25 protein-coding genes are annotated in these 19,858 nt (G+C 56.0%); all 25 read right to left on the bottom strand.

Going from position 1 to position 19,858, the window contains the following annotated elements; translation table 11 throughout:
- Nucleotides 1–444 precede the first annotated feature (444 nt).
- The 25 genes from PSQ19_RS05975 to PSQ19_RS06095 all read right to left on the bottom strand — a co-directional run bounded on the left by PSQ19_RS05975 (nucleotide 445) and on the right by PSQ19_RS06095 (nucleotide 19,854).
- A complete protein-coding gene (locus PSQ19_RS05975; protein WP_282220005.1) occupies nucleotides 445–993 on the bottom strand; it encodes a hypothetical protein in 549 nt (182 codons plus the stop codon).
- Nucleotides 994–1,734, bottom strand: coding sequence for a hypothetical protein (locus PSQ19_RS05980; RefSeq protein ID WP_282220006.1), 741 nt, complete (start codon nucleotides 1,732–1,734; stop codon nucleotides 994–996). It abuts the gene before it with no gap.
- A gap of 9 nt (nucleotides 1,735–1,743) precedes the next feature.
- The gene (locus PSQ19_RS05985) at nucleotides 1,744–2,058 is read right to left on the bottom strand and encodes a hypothetical protein (protein ID WP_282220007.1); all 315 of its coding nucleotides are present in this window, start codon (nucleotides 2,056–2,058) and stop codon (nucleotides 1,744–1,746) included.
- Nucleotides 2,059–2,075: 17 nt separating this feature from the next.
- Complete coding sequence (locus PSQ19_RS05990) at nucleotides 2,076–2,720, bottom strand: glycoside hydrolase family 73 protein (RefSeq protein WP_282220008.1); 645 nt, start codon at nucleotides 2,718–2,720, stop codon at nucleotides 2,076–2,078.
- Nucleotides 2,721–2,987: 267 nt separating this feature from the next.
- Entirely contained in the window at nucleotides 2,988–4,628 is a 1,641-nt protein-coding gene (locus PSQ19_RS05995) for a hypothetical protein (protein WP_282220009.1), read from the bottom strand.
- Entirely contained in the window at nucleotides 4,622–5,827 is a 1,206-nt protein-coding gene (locus PSQ19_RS06000) for a hypothetical protein (RefSeq protein ID WP_282220010.1), read from the bottom strand. The genes PSQ19_RS05995 and PSQ19_RS06000 overlap by 7 nt, the downstream gene beginning before the upstream one ends.
- Nucleotides 5,827–6,819, bottom strand: coding sequence for a tail fiber domain-containing protein (locus tag PSQ19_RS06005; protein WP_282220011.1), 993 nt, complete (start codon nucleotides 6,817–6,819; stop codon nucleotides 5,827–5,829). Before PSQ19_RS06005 ends, PSQ19_RS06000 begins: the two co-directional genes overlap by 1 nt.
- Before the next feature lie 4 nt (nucleotides 6,820–6,823).
- Nucleotides 6,824–7,255 (bottom strand): GNAT family N-acetyltransferase, encoded by a 432-nt coding sequence (locus PSQ19_RS06010; RefSeq protein ID WP_282220012.1) that lies wholly within the window; start codon nucleotides 7,253–7,255, stop codon nucleotides 6,824–6,826.
- Entirely contained in the window at nucleotides 7,255–8,859 is a 1,605-nt protein-coding gene (locus PSQ19_RS06015) for a hypothetical protein (protein WP_282220013.1), read from the bottom strand. The genes PSQ19_RS06010 and PSQ19_RS06015 overlap by 1 nt, the downstream gene beginning before the upstream one ends.
- The gene (locus PSQ19_RS06020) at nucleotides 8,859–9,560 is read right to left on the bottom strand and encodes a phage adaptor protein (protein WP_282220014.1); all 702 of its coding nucleotides are present in this window, start codon (nucleotides 9,558–9,560) and stop codon (nucleotides 8,859–8,861) included. Before PSQ19_RS06020 ends, PSQ19_RS06015 begins: the two co-directional genes overlap by 1 nt.
- Nucleotides 9,561–9,815 carry a hypothetical protein gene (locus PSQ19_RS06025; RefSeq protein ID WP_282220015.1) on the bottom strand — a complete coding sequence of 85 codons (255 nt, stop codon included), beginning with the start codon at nucleotides 9,813–9,815 and terminating at the stop codon, nucleotides 9,561–9,563.
- Complete coding sequence (locus tag PSQ19_RS06030) at nucleotides 9,793–10,221, bottom strand: hypothetical protein (protein ID WP_282220016.1); 429 nt, start codon at nucleotides 10,219–10,221, stop codon at nucleotides 9,793–9,795. The genes PSQ19_RS06025 and PSQ19_RS06030 overlap by 23 nt, the downstream gene beginning before the upstream one ends.
- A 79-nt stretch (nucleotides 10,222–10,300) precedes the next feature.
- Nucleotides 10,301–10,786, bottom strand: a complete 486-nt coding sequence (locus PSQ19_RS06035; protein WP_282220017.1) for a hypothetical protein — start codon at nucleotides 10,784–10,786, stop codon at nucleotides 10,301–10,303.
- Between the two features lie 12 nt (nucleotides 10,787–10,798).
- On the bottom strand, nucleotides 10,799–11,764 hold the full coding sequence (locus PSQ19_RS06040) for a phage major capsid protein (RefSeq protein ID WP_282220018.1): 966 nt from the start codon (nucleotides 11,762–11,764) through the stop codon (nucleotides 10,799–10,801).
- A 3-nt stretch (nucleotides 11,765–11,767) separates the two neighbouring features.
- Nucleotides 11,768–12,871 (bottom strand): hypothetical protein, encoded by a 1,104-nt coding sequence (locus tag PSQ19_RS06045; protein ID WP_282220019.1) that lies wholly within the window; start codon nucleotides 12,869–12,871, stop codon nucleotides 11,768–11,770.
- A complete protein-coding gene (locus PSQ19_RS06050) occupies nucleotides 12,868–13,197 on the bottom strand; it encodes a hypothetical protein (RefSeq protein WP_282220020.1) in 330 nt (109 codons plus the stop codon). The genes PSQ19_RS06045 and PSQ19_RS06050 overlap by 4 nt, the downstream gene beginning before the upstream one ends.
- Complete coding sequence (locus tag PSQ19_RS06055; RefSeq protein ID WP_282220021.1) at nucleotides 13,194–15,665, bottom strand: cell envelope integrity protein TolA; 2,472 nt, start codon at nucleotides 15,663–15,665, stop codon at nucleotides 13,194–13,196. Before PSQ19_RS06055 ends, PSQ19_RS06050 begins: the two co-directional genes overlap by 4 nt.
- A gap of 34 nt (nucleotides 15,666–15,699) precedes the next feature.
- Nucleotides 15,700–16,014, bottom strand: coding sequence for a hypothetical protein (locus PSQ19_RS06060; RefSeq protein ID WP_282220022.1), 315 nt, complete (start codon nucleotides 16,012–16,014; stop codon nucleotides 15,700–15,702).
- A gap of 15 nt (nucleotides 16,015–16,029) precedes the next feature.
- Nucleotides 16,030–16,278 carry a hypothetical protein gene (locus tag PSQ19_RS06065; RefSeq protein ID WP_282220023.1) on the bottom strand — a complete coding sequence of 83 codons (249 nt, stop codon included), beginning with the start codon at nucleotides 16,276–16,278 and terminating at the stop codon, nucleotides 16,030–16,032.
- Nucleotides 16,275–17,576 carry a hypothetical protein gene (locus tag PSQ19_RS06070; protein ID WP_282220024.1) on the bottom strand — a complete coding sequence of 434 codons (1,302 nt, stop codon included), beginning with the start codon at nucleotides 17,574–17,576 and terminating at the stop codon, nucleotides 16,275–16,277. The genes PSQ19_RS06065 and PSQ19_RS06070 overlap by 4 nt, the downstream gene beginning before the upstream one ends.
- 77 nt (nucleotides 17,577–17,653) lie before the next feature.
- Entirely contained in the window at nucleotides 17,654–17,938 is a 285-nt protein-coding gene (locus PSQ19_RS06075; RefSeq protein ID WP_282220025.1) for a hypothetical protein, read from the bottom strand.
- 45 nt (nucleotides 17,939–17,983) lie between these two features.
- On the bottom strand, nucleotides 17,984–18,334 hold the full coding sequence (locus PSQ19_RS06080; RefSeq protein WP_282220026.1) for a hypothetical protein: 351 nt from the start codon (nucleotides 18,332–18,334) through the stop codon (nucleotides 17,984–17,986).
- The gene (locus PSQ19_RS06085; protein WP_282220027.1) at nucleotides 18,334–18,519 is read right to left on the bottom strand and encodes a hypothetical protein; all 186 of its coding nucleotides are present in this window, start codon (nucleotides 18,517–18,519) and stop codon (nucleotides 18,334–18,336) included. Before PSQ19_RS06085 ends, PSQ19_RS06080 begins: the two co-directional genes overlap by 1 nt.
- Before the next feature lie 409 nt (nucleotides 18,520–18,928).
- Nucleotides 18,929–19,405: a hypothetical protein gene (locus PSQ19_RS06090; protein ID WP_282220028.1), complete on the bottom strand. Its 477-nt coding sequence runs from the start codon at nucleotides 19,403–19,405 to the stop codon at nucleotides 18,929–18,931.
- Between the two features lie 56 nt (nucleotides 19,406–19,461).
- On the bottom strand, nucleotides 19,462–19,854 hold the full coding sequence (locus tag PSQ19_RS06095; RefSeq protein ID WP_282220029.1) for a hypothetical protein: 393 nt from the start codon (nucleotides 19,852–19,854) through the stop codon (nucleotides 19,462–19,464).
- Between the last annotated feature and the right edge of the window lie 4 nt (nucleotides 19,855–19,858).

The raw sequence follows: 19,858 nt of genomic DNA on the forward strand, positions 1-19,858 counted from the left end.
TGGCCCGGCGTGTATTCGTCAAGAGTTTGGCCCCCAACTACCCACATTTTTCCGTCATGTTCGAACGATTGGAACAAAACTCGTCCCGGCGAGGCCCAAGGCGCATTGGCAGTCGCAAGCGTCCAGTTCACCCCGTCTGGCGATGACCAAACATCTGTTTGATAGTGCCCCGACAAAGTATCCCCGCCAAGCACCCACAACTTATTGTCGTGAACCAGCCATCCGGCTGTGTGGCGACTTTCCCACGGTGCGTTTGGAAGCTGAACCCATGATCTGCCGCCGTCCGATGATTTCCAGACCTCGTTGGTGGTAAATCCGTTTGTCCAAGCGGTATTCCACCCGCCCATAAGATATAGATCATCGCCAAGCGCTAGAAAGCCCGCTCCGTCGCGGCCACTCCAAGTGGAGACTTCAGTGACTTGATGCCATTGCCCTTGAACCCCACTAGGGTGGCTCTCCTGACTCGGATACAGCAAGGATGGCAGCAGCAGAGCCGCCGAACAAACGACCAGCACCAGTGCCATTAAAACGGATAGTCCCGCTCGCACCACCGACGCGGATTTTATAGGTGTGTAATTCTGTGTCACCGGGCACCAATTGATATTTGAGACTTGCCGTAACGAAATAGCCAGCCGCAGGCGGATTGGCCAAAGCCGTTTGGCGCGCATTTGTTTCACTGTCAATAAATAGTGTTGAAATAATCGCCCCGTCGCCGGTATCGTTAAACGCCGAACCGGAAAAATCGACTAGAACGGCGGCGGTCTCCGATGATGCTGCGAATGGGACACTCAGGATTTCCGTGCCTTCGTAACTTTGCGGGACGGTGTCGTCTGCCGGGATCAGCGCAGAGAGTGGGACACTCTGGGTATAACCAGCAAAGGCAACGCCTGGGGCGGTAACTGGTGCGGATGGGGCAACCTCGTCAGTCAAGGAGTAAACGCCGTTCGCATCAACCGACAGGGTGAACGGCCATGATCCGGTATAGACCGCCATTTAGCTGCCCCAACCTGAGATCGGCACTTCAGCCATGATTGAAACCGTAGTCGCGGTGCCCAACTGACTGCCGGTTTGCTTGGTCATGCCTGAAGTCGTCGCGTCATGGAAACCAAAGGTAAGGTAACCAGTCCCGCTTTCGATGAGCGCGTAGAAAGAATACACGCTCGCCCCAATGCTGAGTACGAGGGTACCCGCCAACTGGATCGACACGACCTTGGTCGAGTCAGATGCGACGTTTGAACTTGTGCCGTTATAGCCAAGAAAAATGCGCCCCTCGACAGCCGTTCCCGTCCCGGTAGTGAATTTTCCCCTGATCTGTAGCGTGTCACCTACCCGGCGCGACCACATACTAACGCCAGTCGGCGTTCCAAACCCCTGAAACGCGGGCGTGTACGCAACCCAATCCGTAACGATGGGCACCGTGGGTATATTACTGGTGAGCGCTATCGTACCGTTTGCATCGGGAACCGTTATTGTGCGCGTTGTGCCAGTGGTAATGCCGGATGCATCAAAGGCGATCTTCTTGGACGGGTCGGCGGTGTTTTTGATGCGAATGGTGCCATCAGGAAACGCCAGATCAGTGGTGCCGGTGCCGCCCAGACTGACAGGCCACGCCGTGTTAAAAATGGCCGTTACGTCTGCAACCCATGCATTATAGTTTGCACTGAGAATGGTAGTGTTTGGCGTTGCGGTGGTACCCGCTGGGGGCGATGCTACACCTGAACCGTCACGAGGCATATTGGACTCCTATGCGCGTTTGTAGAGCGTCTTGCCGGAGCCAAGAGCGCTGTTAATGCTGGATTGAGTGATTGGACCGCCCGTTGCTGCCCGATTGGCACGATACACATCCATGTTCTGGCCTGCGTGTACGTCTGCATCGAATGAGCGGGACGGGCTACTTGCCGATCTCATCAGGGTCATGGGGCTAGACCCCTGCCCGGTCACGGCCATGACCTGCGATCCACCGGGCTGGAACCCTGCAACAGCCGTTGGGGCTGAGCCGATATTCTTGGCCATCAACATTTTACCAATGGCTGTTCTACCGGCCACTGTGCTGAACATGCTGTTCTGAGCGGCCTTCATGATGGGGTTGGCGTTGCCCTGAATAGCGCCGATAACGTTGTTGATGCCGCCGCCGAGAGAGGCAAACAGGTTATTGCCGGGCTTTTGCGGTGCTCGCATAATTGGGGGGCTTTTGCCGTGGGTGCATATGCCAAAGCATTGGTTTGGGGCTGTGCGCCCGGAACCATCTTGTTGATAGCCTGCATAGCATCGCCGTTCTGATACGGCGTCAGATCGATCATTTTCGACACAGCACGCAGGGTTGGCAGATATTTGCTACTGGTGGCGTAACCCGCGTCCGCCACTGCTTTTATCTGACCATCAGCAGTCGTTTGGTTGAATACGTCGCTGTATCGAGGGTTGTCCCGCAGGAACTTGGCGTAATCCTCCATGCTGCCATAGAGCGTGTCATAAGCGCGGAAACTGTCATTGACGGGCACTAGTTTGCCGTTGACTTCCTCATGGGTTGAGACCGTTTGGCCACCCGGCTTGCCATGCGATTTGACGCCAAAATAGTTGTTTCCGGCGACTTTCTCGCCCCAGCCTGTTTCCAGCGCCGATTGCGACAGGATGAGATTGGGATCAAGCCCGTATTTTGCCCCGATCTCAATCGCCGCAGGGGCCAGCTTTTCAATGAAGTTGCTGACTTTTGCTAGTGTCATTAGAGTAATCACCCCATAGAAAAAGCCCCGGCTTGTGACCGAGGTGAAAACAGGTTATTTGTGCGGAATGAAAGAGATCGACTTAGAGCCGAAAGACTACAAAGCAACCCCGATCAAGGGGGAGCCGTTCTTTGCACCGGGCGGGCTAAAGTTGCTGGTGTTGTTTTTTCTAATGCTCGCAATTGGGATTGGGGTTTCAATCCTCACCTCGCCTTTTGGGCAATTAGGCTATTGGCTTAGTTGTAAATTCCTAACCCACACTTGTAGCTAGTATCCAGCCAGTGCCCTTGCAATCGCGGGGTTGATCTTGGGTGCCTCAACACCCTGCCCCGCAATGAGCGCTTGCACAGTCGGCGCAATAGCTGGATTGGCCTTGACTGGCGCTTGACCCGCCATAAGGGCCTGAACAATAGCGTTCCGGGCGTTACCAGCCTGCATAGCCGTTGCAGCCTGCCGCGCTGCCAAACCTGTGCCCATAGTGACCGCACCAGCGGCAGCGCCCACCCCCGGCCCGCCCACGGCATTGCCCACGGCAAACGGAACGCCAAATCCTGCGCCCATACTGACAACGCCGGTTGGTGCGGCCTTTCCAACAAATCGCAGAATGTTCTCGACAGGCCCGCCATTGGCAACACGCCTGATCGCATCAATTTCCGGCTGCGTCAGCCCTTTCAACTGCCCTTTGATGATTTGACGGTCAAGGCCCCGGAATTCGGTGCGCAAGGCATTTTCAAAGCCAGACCCGGAGAACTGACCGGCTCGCGACCGGGCCAATTCGATAGCCGTCTGGATGGCCTCACCCTTCTTGGCGCGGCTATAAATCTGGTTGGCAACGCTTATTTCAGGAGCCAACGGGTCAAGAAACTGGTCGAACTGGTCCAGCATTATTGTCGCAATGCGGCGTTCCCCCGGTTCGTTACTCTTGGCTGCGTCAGACAATACCTTGCGGACAGCTTGGGCTTGCGCCACGTCCATAGTCCCATTGGAGAAGTCATCAAAAGTTTTGAGCGTCTCCGCAATGCGGGGGTATGATGAATTCACTCGCCCCGTAGGCGTGATTAAACCCTCATTGGTGGCAATACCCTTCATAGTCTGGTTTAGGGCTTGCGTGGCCGGTTGCGGGGCCACAGCACCATTAGCACGGGCTTTGTCGTATAGCGCTCCGGCCTCGGCCTTCAGACTTTCAACGGTTGGTACTTTCCCGGCGGCGGACTTGCTGGCGATAGCCCCGCCCAACGCCCCAAGGAACCCACCGGCACCGGCACCCCAGCCCGCGCCACTTACCGCCTGATTGATCCTATCATTCATATCGGTGCCGCTACCGAACCCATGAGCCGCAGCATAAGCCGCCCCCTCGGCAGCGCCACGAGTGGCCATGGAACCAACAGTCGGGGCGGCCCCCTTCATCAGGCTCAACCCGGCTCTTGATAGAGAAAGCCCATTGCCAACGGCACCAACAATATTCCCGACTGTTGCCTCATTGGGATTGGACTGCGCAAGCTGTTCATCAATCTTGCGGTAGTGGTCCAAGCCTTCATTGAAGGCCCTGCCCGGATCGACGCCTTGCCCCTGAACAGCATCACGCGCCATCAGAAACGGCGTGCGCAAACCAGCCTGTATTTCATCGTTCAGCCCAAAGGTCATGCCCTGCATTGCCCCGCTTTGGGCGGCATTCAGGCCACGGCCAACCTTGGCAAGGACACTATCATCAACCGGCGCTTGTGCGGGCCGACCACGGTCTAGCGGCTGATAACGCGGATCATAACCGCCATTCACGCCGGGTACGGGCAAATCCATGCTGTTCGTATCGGCAACCTGCGGCTGCGATGCCTGGCTGGCATTTGCTGCCGCCTGCCGCGCTTTAGCCATCGCAATAGCGCGGCGTTGAGCAATACTCATCTCTACCATAGCGCACGATCCTCTGGGGACATGTAAGGCCATAGGGCCGGATCGCCGCCCCAATCATCGGGCGGAGTTTCGGCATTGTAATCAGCTTCGCCCGCAGGCTTATCCTGCTTCGGACCATTGATGATTTCATCGTAAATGCGTTGGACGCGCTTGAGATTATAGGCCAGATCATCGGCATTACTGGTTGCCAGCGAACCAATGGCAGATTGAAGCAGTTTGTTCTCTTGTTCGGAAACTTGTCCCAATGCGCCGCCCGTTGGTGAAGCATCGCGCATCTGCTGCAACTTATCAAAGCCGGAGTTGGCCTTTACCGTATCAAGCAGGTTATTGAGCCGATCAGCCGAACTGCCCTTGAGGTTGCCCATAAGTTGGCCCAGAACGCCAGTTGTCCAAGTCGGGTCTTTGTCCAGCGTGGCCAAAGCGCGGTCAATGTCCTCAACCACAATGTTGCCATTGCGTGAAGTCATGGCAGACTTATCCTGCGCGGCCTGTGCGGCTTTGGCGACGTCCAGTGCTGCGGGCGAACCCGGAACCGGGGCAGCGGTCGGCAACCCTGTTGCTGGATCAATCTTGGGCTTGCCGCTCTCGTCCAGAACATATCCATAATCGGTCGATAGCTTGCCAAGCCCCGGCGTGCCATCACCGATATTGATCGTCTGCCCGCTGCCGCCAACCGCCTTGATCTGCCCGTCTGGCGCGCGCTGGTAGGTGCCATCCGGCAGGCCCATTGCTTTGGCGTCATCCGGCGAAATCATCTGATAGGTTGGATCAGGTACGGGATTTTGCAGCGCATCTAGCTGGGCTTGCTTATACTGCATATCGAGTTGTGAAGATGGATCGTTCTGCTTCATTTCCTGCCCAAGAAGGGCCTGAACGATAGCACTGGAACCGGGGTCCGATGTTACCCACTCATTGCCCAATGCGCCGCCAATATCAGCCATGGTCGGGTCAGGGTTGCCAAGAAGGGCGTCCATAATAGCTTTGCGGGACGTTGCGCCTTCCGCTGCCCCTGCGTCGGCGCGCGAGTTCATCGAATTGGCAAGCAAGGCCTCTCCAACGCGGTTTAGCCCCTCGCCCACGTTACGAGGCGCACCACTACGTGCGGCCAGTGCTGCTGCAATCTCCGATTGGCGCTTGATACTGGACGGGCTGGCCTTTTGCCCCCCAGCGCCCCACGTGAACGGGTTCTGAAACGCCATTATGATGCCCTCCGCCGGCCAAGCTTCATCAACCCACCGTAATTTACTTTCCTGTAGCCGCTGGGGTCCATTTCAACCAGTTTGGGGTGCTTACGCTCCAATTCCTGAGCGATAACGCCAACATCATGCCCGCTACCGTCTTTCCAATCCCATTCCTTGACCGGAACGCCTGCGATTTTCTCGCCGGTTGAGCGAATGTTGGTCTTCAGATCCCGATCAGAGAATGCCATTAGCGCATTAGCACCCAGCCCGAATAGACCGCCCATGGTACTGTTGTACTGCCCCATTTGCTGGTTATAGGCGTTCATCTGGCCATTGTAGGCCCCTTGGGTAATCCCGGCCACGTCCGTGCCTGCCATGCCGGTTTGCGGGGTGCTGCCGAATTGAGGGGATTGCACCTGCGAGCCAGAGGCAAGCCCGATAATCTCGTTCAATGGCTGGTTTCGCTCGGTCAGCGCGTCTTGAACAGCTTGGCTGTGACCATTCAGAATAAGCTGATTGCGCGCATCATTCTCATTGTTGCTGATCTGGGTTTGGGCGGTGTTATAATTGTCCGAACCCAAGCGAATGCCGCGATTGGCAAGACTGGCCTCTTGGGCCTCACGCTGCTGCGCCAGCATCGGTTCTAGCCGCTTGTTGGCCAACTCGATGGTGCGGGCCTCGGTGGCGTCATTGCTCAGAGAAAACGGCTTGTCGAGCAAACCGCCAAGACGGTCTGACTGCTGCTGTCCCAAGGTCGCAAGGTTCTGTTGCGTGCCAATGCCCGTATTATAAAGTTTCTGCTGCTCAGGGCTTAGCGTCGTGGTAGCCGTGAATTTTGGCGTACCATCGGCCCAAGTACCGTTCTGGCTATAGGTCAAGCTGCCTTGCGGCGTATTTTGGTTGATCGCGTTGAGGCCGGTTTGTGCGATAGCCGTTTCCTTGTTGGAAGCGGTCTGCGCATTGGCGGTTGCAACGGGATCTGGGGCTTGTGGAGTGGATGGCTTGCCCAATGGACTATCTCCTATTCAATTTATGGCTGCGCCATGTGTCGTCAGTGAGCGTAAACACCCATTCCGCCTCGTCACGACCCCGTAGGCGGGGGATTAGATAGCCGGTGAACCCGAACCGCTCGGCAATGCGAACCATGCGCCTGTTGCGCTCGGAAACGCGCATGACGACGATCTGGCAATTCAGTTGATCAAATACATAGCCAAAGATGGCCCGGATCATTTTCGGGGCCAGCCAACGGGGTGAGGTTCCAGCGCTAGACATTTCAATGACGCCGCAAGGCTCGTGCCAGTTATGGAAAACCGTGCCGCCGATCAGCTTGCCGTTGTCGAGAACGCCAATCGCGGTTGGGTTGTTAAATCCCGCCTCGCAGCCAGGGATATGCGCCGCGACCCACCGGGCAACGGTTTCATTGTGGCCATAAAGTAGATCGACCATCAGACAGCAACGCCGCCCGGTTCAAATAGAACCTCAAACACGACCAACTCAGCCGATGGGGCTGATGTTGATCCGCTCACAACCTGCAGAATTGGCGCGTGGCTGAAACCCGATATGCCAATCGTTACCCAATAGGTTTGCGAGGTGTAATAGTTCGCTCCGGTGTCCCATTTGGCAACGTCCCAGAGGCCAACGTCCCATTCGCCGGGGCTATCGGTAATAGTGGCTGCATTGGGATAGGCTGGTAGATTGTTCTGATAGTCGGTCGTGACCGACAGTTGCGGGGTAAATGCCGACTTGGTTCGGAAAATTGCCCTCGCCTGCAAGACAGTCTTATCTTGCCCCAAGCGGCCCAAATGGTCATTGTGCCCGACATAGGTGTAATAGATCAGTTCGCCATCATCAGTACCGGTAATATCGGCTTGCATCAGTGTTCCGGCATTGGTACCGAAATAAACACTGTCATCGTGAAGGGCCATGCAGCGGGTATTCCAGCCCGTTACCTTTGACCAAGCGCCCGTTTCAAGGTTAACTGCAAAGCAGATCGGCGGCGTGACCGTCTCGACAGCGGTTACCGGGCAACTGACATAGGCAATATTTCGGCTGGTCCACTTGACGATTTCCCATGGTAGGGTGCGGCGTTCCAGAACCTCTGCTTGCCAGTCGGGTTGAATGTTCCGGCTGATGGCGGCTAGGGCCAAAGCTGCCGGGTCTTTTTGCTTGATTGCCGACATTGGAATAAGACCGATCTCGGTCAGCACCAGCAAATCACCGCCGACGCGCAAATAGGCGTTTTTGCCCAATGGTGGCGATGCATCGTAAAGCCCGATTATGCCCCAATCGTCTAGCGCGGGATCGCTATTATAAACCGCAAATTCTCCCTCCGTTGAAGCAAAGACAATTACCTCATTCGGCCCTAGGCCTGCATCAAATGACCATGTAGCTGTGAACAGGAGCGCCCCGCCCTTGCGGAAAACGCCGGTCAAGGAAACCTTGCTCGCGGCCCCGCCAATGCTATCAGTCGGCAGATACCATGCGTTCATTGTCCCGGCTTCGACAAACCATTGCCGGTTGCGGTAAACGTTCACATGGCTCAAATTGCTGGTCGTGACTGCGGTAATTGCCGGTGTTGACGATCCATCAATCGACGCCCATGCCGAACCATCATAAAGCTGCAAATCGTCAGTGCCGTTAACCACCGACATGTAGTTACCGCCCGATGTAGGGAAGTTGGCAAACGAATAGTAATTGCTGGTCTGGCCCGACACGTCAGCCGTTGGAACGGTAGTGGTGCTGGCTGGTGCGGTCAGTTCAATGATCTTGCCATCGGCGGCGGCGAACATTTTTCGCGTTGCAGAGCCAATATAGGTAATCAGGCTTTCAAGCGGTTCGGTGGTTGATGCCGTGCCGTGCTTGCGCGAGCCAGATCGCATTTTGATCCCGGTTGTGGTCGGATACCAGTTCTCAAGGATTTGAGCAGCGCCAACCGGAGCAGCCGCCAGATTGGTTGCTGAAATCCATCCGCGAGTTGGCGCAACAAACGGCTTTGGCGTGAACGTCTGGGGGCGCTTTTTTGCTGGCTTACGGGCACCTTGTGCAAGCATTACGAAACCCCGCTGATAGTACCTGGCCAAGCAACGTTCATGCCGCGTGTTGAGTGGCGTCCCGATACGATGGGCTTGCCACCACCGTCCTTGTCGATCATGCGGTTTAGAATGATATTGAAATCATTCATTTCCTCTTCATAGGATTGCTGCTTGGCCTGCTTCCATTTGTAGATAATGGCGAGGCGCAGCAAATCCTCATTGAGCCGGAAAACATCGCTGTCGATGGTGAAGGCGGGTTTGAATGTCGTGCCATCGGCGGCAACCACCGGCAGGTTCTTGATATAGAAAAACTTGGCCGTGTCGCCCGTTGCCATGGTGTCGAGAATTTGCACCTGATCGCCGTAAATGGTCCACGACCCGGTGACCTGAGTATAGGGGATGGTCAGCAGTTCAAGCCATTTGTCAGAGTCAAGAATGTGGTTCATTGCCCACAGATACCTGCTGGACCATAGGCTTGCGGTCTTGAGCATTCGGTCATAGTCCGTTGGCAGATCAAACCCGACCTTGGTTGCGTCCCCGGTCATTGTGGCGATGGCCTTGAGTTTTTGCCAATCGTGGGCTTCTTTGATGGCCAGCACTGCGTCAGCAATGACGCCTTGCAGTGCCAGCATGTCCCTATCGGTTGACCCATAGATTACCGTAGGTCGAGCAATGCCGATCTTTGTCGATAGTGTCTGGCAAACCGATAGGATGCTCATTTATGCGGCTTCCTGATTGTCGAGAAGTTCGCGCAACTTTGCCGCACCGGCCTTGTGGTGGTAGCTGATGCCCTTGGCGTCCAGTTCGGCGCGCAGGGCGATAACCTCATCATCGACCGGCTTTGTGGTGCCCTGCAGCATTGCTTCCATGGCCTCCATACGCTCTTGCATTTCGGCAATCTTGCGATCCTTGGCGGCTTCACGCTCGGCGGCGGCTGCTGCCCCGCTATTCTCAAGATAGAGCCGCGCCAGCATCCTGCAATTCGCGGGTGTTGGGCAGTCGGACCTTCGAGCGAATGGTGTCGGTCATGTCGCGGACCTGTTCGACCGATCGGATGCCGACAAGGCGGAACACGTCTGCCTGTTCTGGGGTAATCCCCGGCCATGCAGCCAATGGCGTGCCGTTCAAAGGCACTTCGCGGCCTTCTTTCCATGCCCTATAGGCTGGTTCGATGGTGGCCCAGATAAAGCCCATATGGTTCAGCTTCTCGCCGCCATTCGCGCCCTCAGGCAGTTTGACGTTGGCAGGGTTGAGGTGGTCAACGCGCTCTGTGTTGCTCATTGATTGCGGAGCATGGGTTGGAACCCACGTGACCCAATCGACAGGATCTCCGCTCTTGGTGTATTTCTGGGTAAAACCAGTAATCAAAATATCAGCCACGACGCTAATCTCCGTTTGGAAGGTGGAACAAAAAGGCCCCGCACGAATGCGAGGCCCAAGGTTTGGGTATGCCCTAAGGTTATGGGCAGGTCAGGAAAACGACCTTGGCCGACGCATCGACAGCAAAAGCACAAACAGCGTCGGTAACGGCACCAGACACTTTGAGAGTGCTATCACCGGTTCCGGCAGTCAGTGCATTACCATCAGCGCCAGACGTGAGCGAAACAGACAGAGTGGCCTCGCCGCGTGTCTGTATCCAGCAATAGTCACCGGACGCCGGTGCTGCCTGCAATACGCCAGCCCCAATGCCACCGGAGTCGGTAGCGTCAGAGGTAACGATTGTGGTCTGTCCGGCAGATGCGCCCGACACGGCGTAGTAAAACGTCATATGCCCAGCGACAGCGGCAACGCCACCAGCGCCGCCGTTATATTGGACAAAGCGGTATTCCTTGCCGTTGTTGTCAACATAGCGGTCACCAATGCCGGGGACTTTCCCGGACTCGGCACCCGTCATATCGGCTGTGGTGTAGGTTGCGGTCAGGCTTGCGCCAATAAATGCGGTCATGGTTTTTTCTCCTTATGCCGCGTCAATCAGCACGCCCTGAAGCGCACGATTGGAACAGGCGAGAAAGCCCATCCAGTACATCGGCACAACGACCGCATCCTGGTTGAGAGGCTTTTTCTCGTCATCGGGGGTCCACTGCGCTTCCTTGTGCTGGACAAGATAGAGATAGTCCGTATTCAGGAAATATCCCTTTTCGGCAGTGGTGGTGAAGTTGGTGTTGTCGTCAAAAATGACCTCAGCACCCTTGTACATCAGGCCGCCAAAGCCGACTTCGCCTTCCTTGGCAGTGGTGTAACGCATGTTCTGCTGCAGAGACGACTCGAACACCGAGTAAATGTCGTGCGACAGAACGATAAGGTCAGGCTTGTCAGCGCCACGAACCAGCGGCAACCACATGGCATTAAACTCGCCCTGAATGGTCGTCTTGTCGTAGGTGTTGGTCCCTGCCATTTCGCGGAACTGGTTGCGCCAGAAATCCCAAGTGCCGGAGTTGATGCCGCCGACCGTGCCCTGTCCGTTGGTCTGGATAACGTTAGCCAGGCCACCAATCTGGTTGGTCAGCGAGCCATCGGAATACAGGTCTTTGGAGAATTCGTTGGCAGCGGTTTTCATCGCGTTGGCCTTGCGAGTTTTCACAAGGTTGATCATCGCTTCTTTGCCGCTGTTCTGGCGAAGTTCCTTACCCGATGCCGTGACGTGCAAAGCAACCTGAGCCCAATCGTATTTGGCCGAGGTGATCACGTCAGAGGCGTTGGTGTTAAGGGTGTCATACCCGGAGTAACGGGTATAGGTCGAGTTTTCCGCGTATTCGAGCGGGATCTGCGCTTCATATCCGCCGCCAACGGACTTGATCTTGCCCTTGGCTTTGAGTTTGCGTAGCAGCGCGTTGTGGTTGGAAACGTTGTCCGTCACTTCGGTTGCGGTGTGTCGCAACGTGGTGGTGACCATTTCCGTAAAGACGGAAGATGGGGTTGCCATAGTTTATGCCCTTTTGTGTTTGTCCCAGACAGCGCCGAGTTCGTCATCCAATGACGGTTGTTTGGCCTTGCCTGTTGAGGTTGAGGTAACGTTGACGCCATTTGCGCGCTTTGCTGCCTCGGCCTTGGCTGCATTCCCTTTGGCGGCTGGCGCGGCCTGTTGGGTCTGTGCTCTTAGGGCGGGATCAGCTTGAACGGCGAGGTCATAGGCTTTTTCGAGAATAGCGGTTCGTGCTGCCCCCTCGCCTAATTGCGTCTTTGCTTTGTTGATGAAAAACGGCAGATCGGCCTCAACCTGAGCATAGTGCGGCTTTGACGATGCAAAGCGGCTAATCTCGGATTTAAGGTCTCTCTGTTCTAAAACCCCCTCAAAGGTGGCGGGGTCTTGCAGACGCGCAACCGTCTGTTTTAACCCTGCGATCTCGTTCAGGAGTTGTTGCTGATCGGCCGGAACCGATTTTACTTCGCCGCCAAAGGTTGCTGCGAGTTGCTCGCGCAATCCATAGGTATCGGCAATTGACATAAGCGTTTCGAGCGGGTTCGTATCCATGGCCCGCTGAATACCGGCAAGATAGCGGATGCCATCAGCTTGACTGATAGGCTCGCCGTTCGCGTCCTTGAGGTTGCCGTTGAAATACTCGGCAAACTCACCAGCGGCTTCACTGAGCGGCTTGAACTTGGAAACCAATGCACCCTGCTCAGATAGCTTGGTGTGCAGTTCATTGGACCGCTCTGTCAGCTTTTGCTGTAGTTCAGGCGTAAGGGTTGCCCATTCGGCGTCCATACTGTTCAGGAGGCGATTGGCTGGGAGAGGAACATCAACGGGCGTCGAACCGTCTTGCTGATCCTCTCCCGTCTCACCTTCCAGTGAGGCCGCGTCCGTCTGCTCATCAGCTTCCGGTGTTTGTTCGGCTTCCGCGCCCTTGGGGCTTACGAACTTTCCATTTTCGCCACGGTTGGCACCATTGGTCACATTGGCGCGGTCCCAGATGCCGTCCAATTCATCATCAAGGCTTACGGCCTCACTGACCTGTTCCGTTACTGGTGCTGCCTCGATAGGCGCTTCTGTGGTTGGCTGTTCTTGCTCAAGAGCTTCGACGCTGCTCATGATGTTTCCTTCTGTTTGGTGGATTTGTCATAATCGCGATATTCATCTGAGACTGAGAGGCCGCGCTTGTCGGTAAAACTCTTGTTCCGCAACTTGCCATTGGTTGGGCTTTCGTCTGGCTCAAGAACCCGGCACCCGCTTGCCGCAAGGTCATAGCGGTGATCGGCACGGCTGGTGATTTGCTTGCCAGTCGCCGGGCTGATGAATGGCTCAAACTGCTCTGTGATGATCTGGGGCAGGCAAATTCCATCCCGTTCAGGCATGGCCATGCGATCCCCCGTTGACGCATCAACGAAGCCCTTGTCGGTCCAGATATATCGGGTCATTTCTTCTTCGGTTTTGCCGTGTCAGTAGTCTTCGGCTTCATGGCCTCAACCTGCGTTCGGTTTTGATGCTCTGCCGCTTGCATGGTCTGCTGATGCAACTGATCTCGCACTTGCATTTCAGCCTCGTGGGTGTGGTTCTGAACGTTTAGGCTGCTCTCAAGCGTGGCGTTCAAAGCGTCGGCCTCAGCGTCGTTACCTGCCTTGATTTCGGCAACGTCAATAGCGGTAGCCGCTGCCAACTGAGCCTTGTATTCGTCCAGCTTAATGCGCTGCTGCTCGATCTCTAGCTTGGATTGAGCCAGTGCCGCATCGGCCTCAGCCTTGCGCCCTGCCTGTTCCGCCTTCATGGCCTCAATCTGGGCCTTTTGGCTGGCGGCGCGCTCATCTGCCTGCATTTTGGCTTGCGCCTGAGCATCGGCAGACTTGGCCTTTTGTTCCTCTAGCTGGAGTTTCAACAGTTCTGGGTTCGGACCTTCCTGCTTGGGCTGTTTGGCTTCTTCCTCAGCGCGGGCGACTTCAGTATCGAGCGCATCCTCTGTGGACTTGCCAAGCGTGAACAGACGGGCCGTTGCGGCGTAAATTTTCAGCGCCCCCTCCCTGCTCATGACGCCAGATGCAACCATTGGCTCAACGCCCTTGAAGTATGCCGCAGTACCCTGTAGGAATTCGGCCTGCTCCTGTTTCTTCTGTGTCAGGTCGGCGCGAACGGTCGAGTCGCTTTCAACGTCAATGCGATAAAACCGTGATGCTGTGTCGCTCAGTATTTTGCGGACGCCCTCAAGGTGCTGCAATTTCTGCTGGCGGGCTTGTTCGGCCTGCTTATATTGCCCCATGGCCTGCTGAAACTGCTGTTGCATTTGCTGCAACTGCTGCGGGTCAGCGCCTTGTTGGGGTTGGGGTGGCATAGGCGGCGGCGGAATAGGCTGCATTTCCTGCTCAGTTGGCAGGAGTTGCACGCCGGTCATGGTCTGCAATGTCTCATCCGAGAACTTGGATGCGATAATCTCGCTCATCATCACGAACAAATCGCGGGCCGCACGCTCAACCATGCGCTGCATTTTCTGAATGCGCAGCGAACCCCACTGGCTCTTGATGTTCTGGGCCGTTGCCGTTTCTGCTGCTGCCGATGCACCGCGTACAATGTCGCTAATGCCGGTGATTTCATAGATCGCCTGCTTGGTGGCCTCACGGTTGTTGTACAACTCACGCAGCGCAATGATGAATTTCTCAATGGGCCAGAACGCGACCGCACCAGCCAATCCACCGTTCTGCGCCCACATTTCTGGGTTGCTGATCGGCACAAAGTCAGTATCAAGCGAGTCCAGCATGTTGGACAGTTCGGTGGCGTCGCCCGAATACCAGCCCGCAACCTTCATCTGTTTGGTAATGGCGTTGATGCGGCGTGTGGTCGTGTCCAACTCATCGGCCAGTTTGCGGTAGATCGAGAACGGGTTGACCGGCATAAGACGGCCAGTGATCGCAATCGGCTGGATCGGCGTGCAAATGGGATAGAAGTTTGACAACCCAAGTGGATCATCGACAATCTTCAAAACCTTGCCGGTGTCCTGCTCGATAAACCGAACGGACCTATCCTTGCGGTTCCAGACCTCCCAAACCACAACGTCATTGTCAGTGTTGCCCTCGGCAATCTTGTCCTCTGGAACAAGCTGGGCTGTAGACAGGGCTGTATCGGCAAAGGCCTCAACGTCTTCCATGGGCATGGAGTGGCGGAAGGCCTCCCATGGGCGGTCCTCCCAGCGCTTGGCTGGGCCGTGGCGATAATCGCGCCAGCTTACCGCTTCGAAGCAGATGCGTTCGTTGCGGACGGTGGCAGATAGCTGGGCATTTCGTCCCATGCCCTGCGCATTCTCTGCGCCAGTGTCATCGGCCGATACGCTGCCGTCAGTGTAAGACTGCTCACTGTCGCTAGCATCGCTATCCTCTGGGTCTGTAGGCGCAGGGCTGTCATCGTCCTCGCCCTCTGCAAAGTCTTCTGCGAGTTCTTTGAGGTCGTCATTGTCTGTCTCTCCACCTTCTACGTCTGCCTTGAAGCGCAGACGAACAATACCACGCCCCGCAAGGAATGCATCCTGCGCCGCCGACTCCATTTCGATCTGCAGCTTACTATCGTCAACCTGGATACGGATAGCGCGTTCGAGCACTTCCGAGCCATCCTTGGCCACCGGATCATTATCGGCAAAGCGGCGCCGAATGTCTGGTTGGGGCGGGCTATTGATGATAGCTGGAACGATGGTTTCAACGTTCGAGAACAGAATGTTGAAGTCATAGTCCTTGTGATCGCCAGAAACATGCTTGCCCGTATAGGCAGTTTCCGCCTTTTCAGCGTCGTCAATCCAGTCCTTTTCCAGCTTGGCAGCGGCCTCGATGCGCTCGATCCAGCGCTTGCCGTCTTGGCGCAAAGCTTCGCCGTCCAGCTTGCGCCGGTTGGTCTTAAGATAGTCAGACATGAATGATTACCTTGCTTTGCTTGCCACAATCTGGCTACGCGTCAACTTTGACTATCCGTTTGATCTCAGCGTTTGGGTACTTGTTGGCCTGAAAAGCGGTGACAGCACTATCACATAGCTTCTTGGCTAAGGCCTCGATTTCACCACGTTCTGCCGCCTTTTTCATCTGCGATGAAGTGGCCGCAATGTGAATATTCTCTTGTTCGAAGTTACCGTCATTCAATTCAATAATGCGGAAATAGGGACGCACATACGAATTGTACTTACCGCTAGGGGGCACTGTCTGGCAATCTGGAAGTCGATCACCGATCTCTTTAATAACGGCTGCATCAAAGTCTTGAGAACTCATGGCCTACGCCCCCTTCTAACCCAACAGGTCGCGGAAGAATAGACGACAGGCCGCATAAGCGCGCCACCCGCGCCCCACATACTGCAACTTCGCGTTCGCACGCTGTAGAGACGATGATAGACGTTCAATACGTGCAGCGTTTTGAGTATGAGCCAAACGGATCAATTCCGAAGCGGCGTCGTCCACACTCAAATCACCATCAAAAATACGCATACGAACGTGGTCCTCGTTATTGGTGATCGTATCAACCAGCCTAGATTTCATCGTGCGCGTCTCCTTCTAACCATGGCGTCAACGGCCTGTTTCACGCTCATATTGCCAACAACGCTGCCATTGGCTTTGGCGGTGTAAATCAACTCTTTCGGCTTATCCTTGGGTGGTGCAACCTTGATGGCCTCACGCCATGCCAGCCCCAAGTATCGCCACGATGAGCCGATATGCTCGGCCCAATCCTTGACCGGGTTTTCTCGGAACGTCTTTAACTCATCGTCCCATTCGCGCCGGTAGTTCTTGAGGCCCTCAACTCCCAACTCGCAGCGCTCCGCGTCGAAGTCAGCCACCTTGATGGCCTCACGGCCAGCGTGGATGCCCTCGGCCACTGCAATGCGCTTGACCAGCTTTGGCTTGCGACCTGCCCGCTTGAGCAAGTCCCAGCGGGTGTGCTTTGCGCCCCAGATGAAATCCAACACATCATCGGGCACATAGTCATCGCCGCGATAACCTTTGTCATCGAGCCACTTGACCCACTCAGTCAGGTCATCATTCTCTGGCCGGTAGAAATCCACAATCTTGAGGCGTCCGCCAATAACCTGAAAGCACCAGATCGGGTTGTTGACCGCCTTACCCAAGTCCCAAGCAGTATGGACAGGGTGCCCCCAATCCACCGGCAGAACCGAAATGCGCCCCTCACGATCAGCGCGGGACATTTCAGCGCCCCAGTAAGCACCGACCATTGCGCCAGCGAATGAGCACAAATACTCTTGCTCGAATATGGACCGGCCCAGATCAATGCCGTGCAAATCCTGATATTCTTGCAGCGCCTCGGCCAGCTGCTCTGCGTCTAATGCCTTTGTGTCCTCAATGCTTAGTAATTGAGCGAACCAACTCGGATTGGCCTTGGCCCGGTCAAACATTGTCTTGGCGTGGTTATTGCCGCGCGGCGTCGTGATAAACGCTGCAAAGCCGCCAGATTCCCGGATCATGGGCGAGTGGTACGCCCATGCGCTTGGATTGCTCAGCGCCCATTCTGAATAGGCAATGCCTTTAGGGCCAGATCCAACCGTGCTGTCGTAGCGATCCGACCCGATAAGCTGGAACGTCGCCCCGTTATGCAACTCGATGAACATGTCATCATCTTGCATGCGCTTGATCAGCGGCAGGGGAAACGCCTCAAATATCCTTCGCTTGCCAGTGTGCCCATTCACACCATTCCAGATGGCCTTACGGGCCTGCTTCTGCTCTGGGAAACAATGCCAGTAGGTGCCAGGGTCTTGCAGGGCCAGCGTGCGCATGGCGTTCAGGACAATATCGTCCTTGCCAGCCCGCCTATGCCAAACAGCCATTAGCCGGTCATGCGTGCGCTCAACTAACGCCTTATGGAATGCCTGCTGATACCAGCGAACGCGATATTCGTACTCATTCACTTGGGCGCCGCTTCGTAAACCGTCTTGAACGATATCCCTATGTCACCACCGTCCTTACCCGCATGCTCAACGCTTGCCAGCTTGGGGTGCACATAGGGAGCCGCTTTCTCCGCCGCCCACATGCGCTTATCGACGGCTTGAGTTTCGTCTTGCAGAATGCGCAGCATGTAATCGAGCGGGGTAATGCCTGATGCTGCCGCTTTATCTGCAATCTCTCTTGTTCGCTTGGTCGCAGCGCCAGCCGGGCGACCTGCGCCGTCTCGCTTTCCGCCACGGGCCATTTTGATTTCCTATGATTTATTTCAGCTTGCTTTGATTTAATGCTGCTACCTTGTGGAGCGCGGGAGCCTGATATGGATCAAACCGAACAGTCTGCAGGTAACGGACCATGTTATTTTGGTGCTTGGCCAGCTATCCATATAGGGCGTGCACCGGATCATGCCGACAAACGGGCTCCACTTAAGCAAGACGGGGAACAGCCTGTCGTACTGGTCGCGCTCATGGCGTAGTGTTTGATGCCTTACGCGGTCATCTGGCCATATGCTTCGAGCATCAGTCATCAGCCCTACCGGCGGCCAATGATCGTTTACCCGCACGTACTGCTTGCCGTCTGGATGGGTAGCGATGGGGTGGCGGAGGACAAAGGCAATGACGCGGTTGAGTATGCGGTCAATCATCAGTTCGCTCCAGCCTCATGCTCTGCAATTACCTGCTCAAACAAATCTCGCGTCATGGCAGGGCCAAGAACATCAATGCCCAGGCAGGCTATGGACTTGACCATCTGCGCTACATCGCCGTCCGTCATGTCTCCATCATCTTCTTCAGGGTCTAATGGCTCTACTATGCGGAGGGTGTGGGACAATGGGGTGGCTCCCATATGAAAAACCCCAGCCGGGCCGGGGCGTGGGTAGTTCTGTAATGGGTATCGAGCGGGCCGGGCCTGCAATGAACCCGGCAATACGCTCCGATATCGGTATACCGATATCGTGCTACGGCCTGCAAAATTTCACCGTGTCGCCGCTCAATCTCGTGTGCCCTATTGGGCGTGTTAGGCGGGAGTGGCAAAGGTAATCAGCCCTTACCTGTACGGGCGATTAACTCCGTACCTCCCTGCTCGTATGCCCTATCGGGCAAATTTCTCAGGCAGGATTTCCAACCTACCGCCTATGCACATCAAAATGGCCTTAACAGCCCCATCCGTAAAGGGTTTGAGGCGAGTCCACCATGCTGCATAGCGTTTCCGGCCACGGGGAGAGCCATGGGCGGGCGTTTTACATTCCTGCGGCGTGTAGGTTCATTCGCTTCTTGCGCCGCCTGACGGGCTTCTCTGCGTGCCATACATCTACCCCGTCACGGTTGGCCTGAACGGCCATCACGCCCGCAGCGCTGTCTATTCGTCTGTCCAGCGTTGTTGACGGGATACCGATGCGGATCGCGAATTGTTCCCCGGTTTCGTGTTCGCCGTCCCGGTCGCGGCAACCATGGGCCACCCACATTCCCCAGCGAATGAGTGCCTTGCGCTGTTCCGGGTAGTTTCTGACAGCGCCATTGATCAGCCCGCTCTTGCTGCCGATGCCGATCAGGATAATGTGCATGTGGGTTACATCAGCGGCCTTTGGCCTCAATCTGGGCTCTACTGGCTCATCGTCGGGCACCTCGGCTGCAAACTCTGGCCATCCGCTGCTGCCGCCGCCACGGATCGGCAAGGCCCGTTCCACCCGCAGGGCGTTGACGAATGCGGCCCTCATCAGGCTGGGCGTCCATAGTTCGCGGGTTGACCGGGCGTATTCTGGAATGTTCATCATCAATAGAACTGGTCCCCGACCAATTTGGCAAAGCCATTGCGCTCTTGGGCCACAACCAGCGCGAGGCGGCGCAGCCACTCAACGGCAGACAATCCGTTATCGGCGGCCCGGAACTGGATCAGCGACCGTTCCTTAACGTTGAATGGCACCCGCAGGCGAATATCCTTGCTGTTGTGGCCGAGTTCCTTGAACCGCCATTTCTGCCATTGCTTGCGGATCGTGTCGGGGCTGGTTCCATCGCCCAATGCCTCGGCGATTGCGTCCGCCGACAGACCTGCGCTGGTCAGATAGCCAATCTCGGCGGCCCAAGCATTGGTTTTGGTTTCGACATATACCAACGGGCTGCGAATCCGGGAGGTGCGGGGGCTGTCGTTTACGCTTCCAATCGTCATGTTT

The organism is Devosia algicola (assembly GCF_028816455.1).
Taxonomy (GTDB): Bacteria; Pseudomonadota; Alphaproteobacteria; order Rhizobiales; family Devosiaceae; genus Devosia; species Devosia algicola.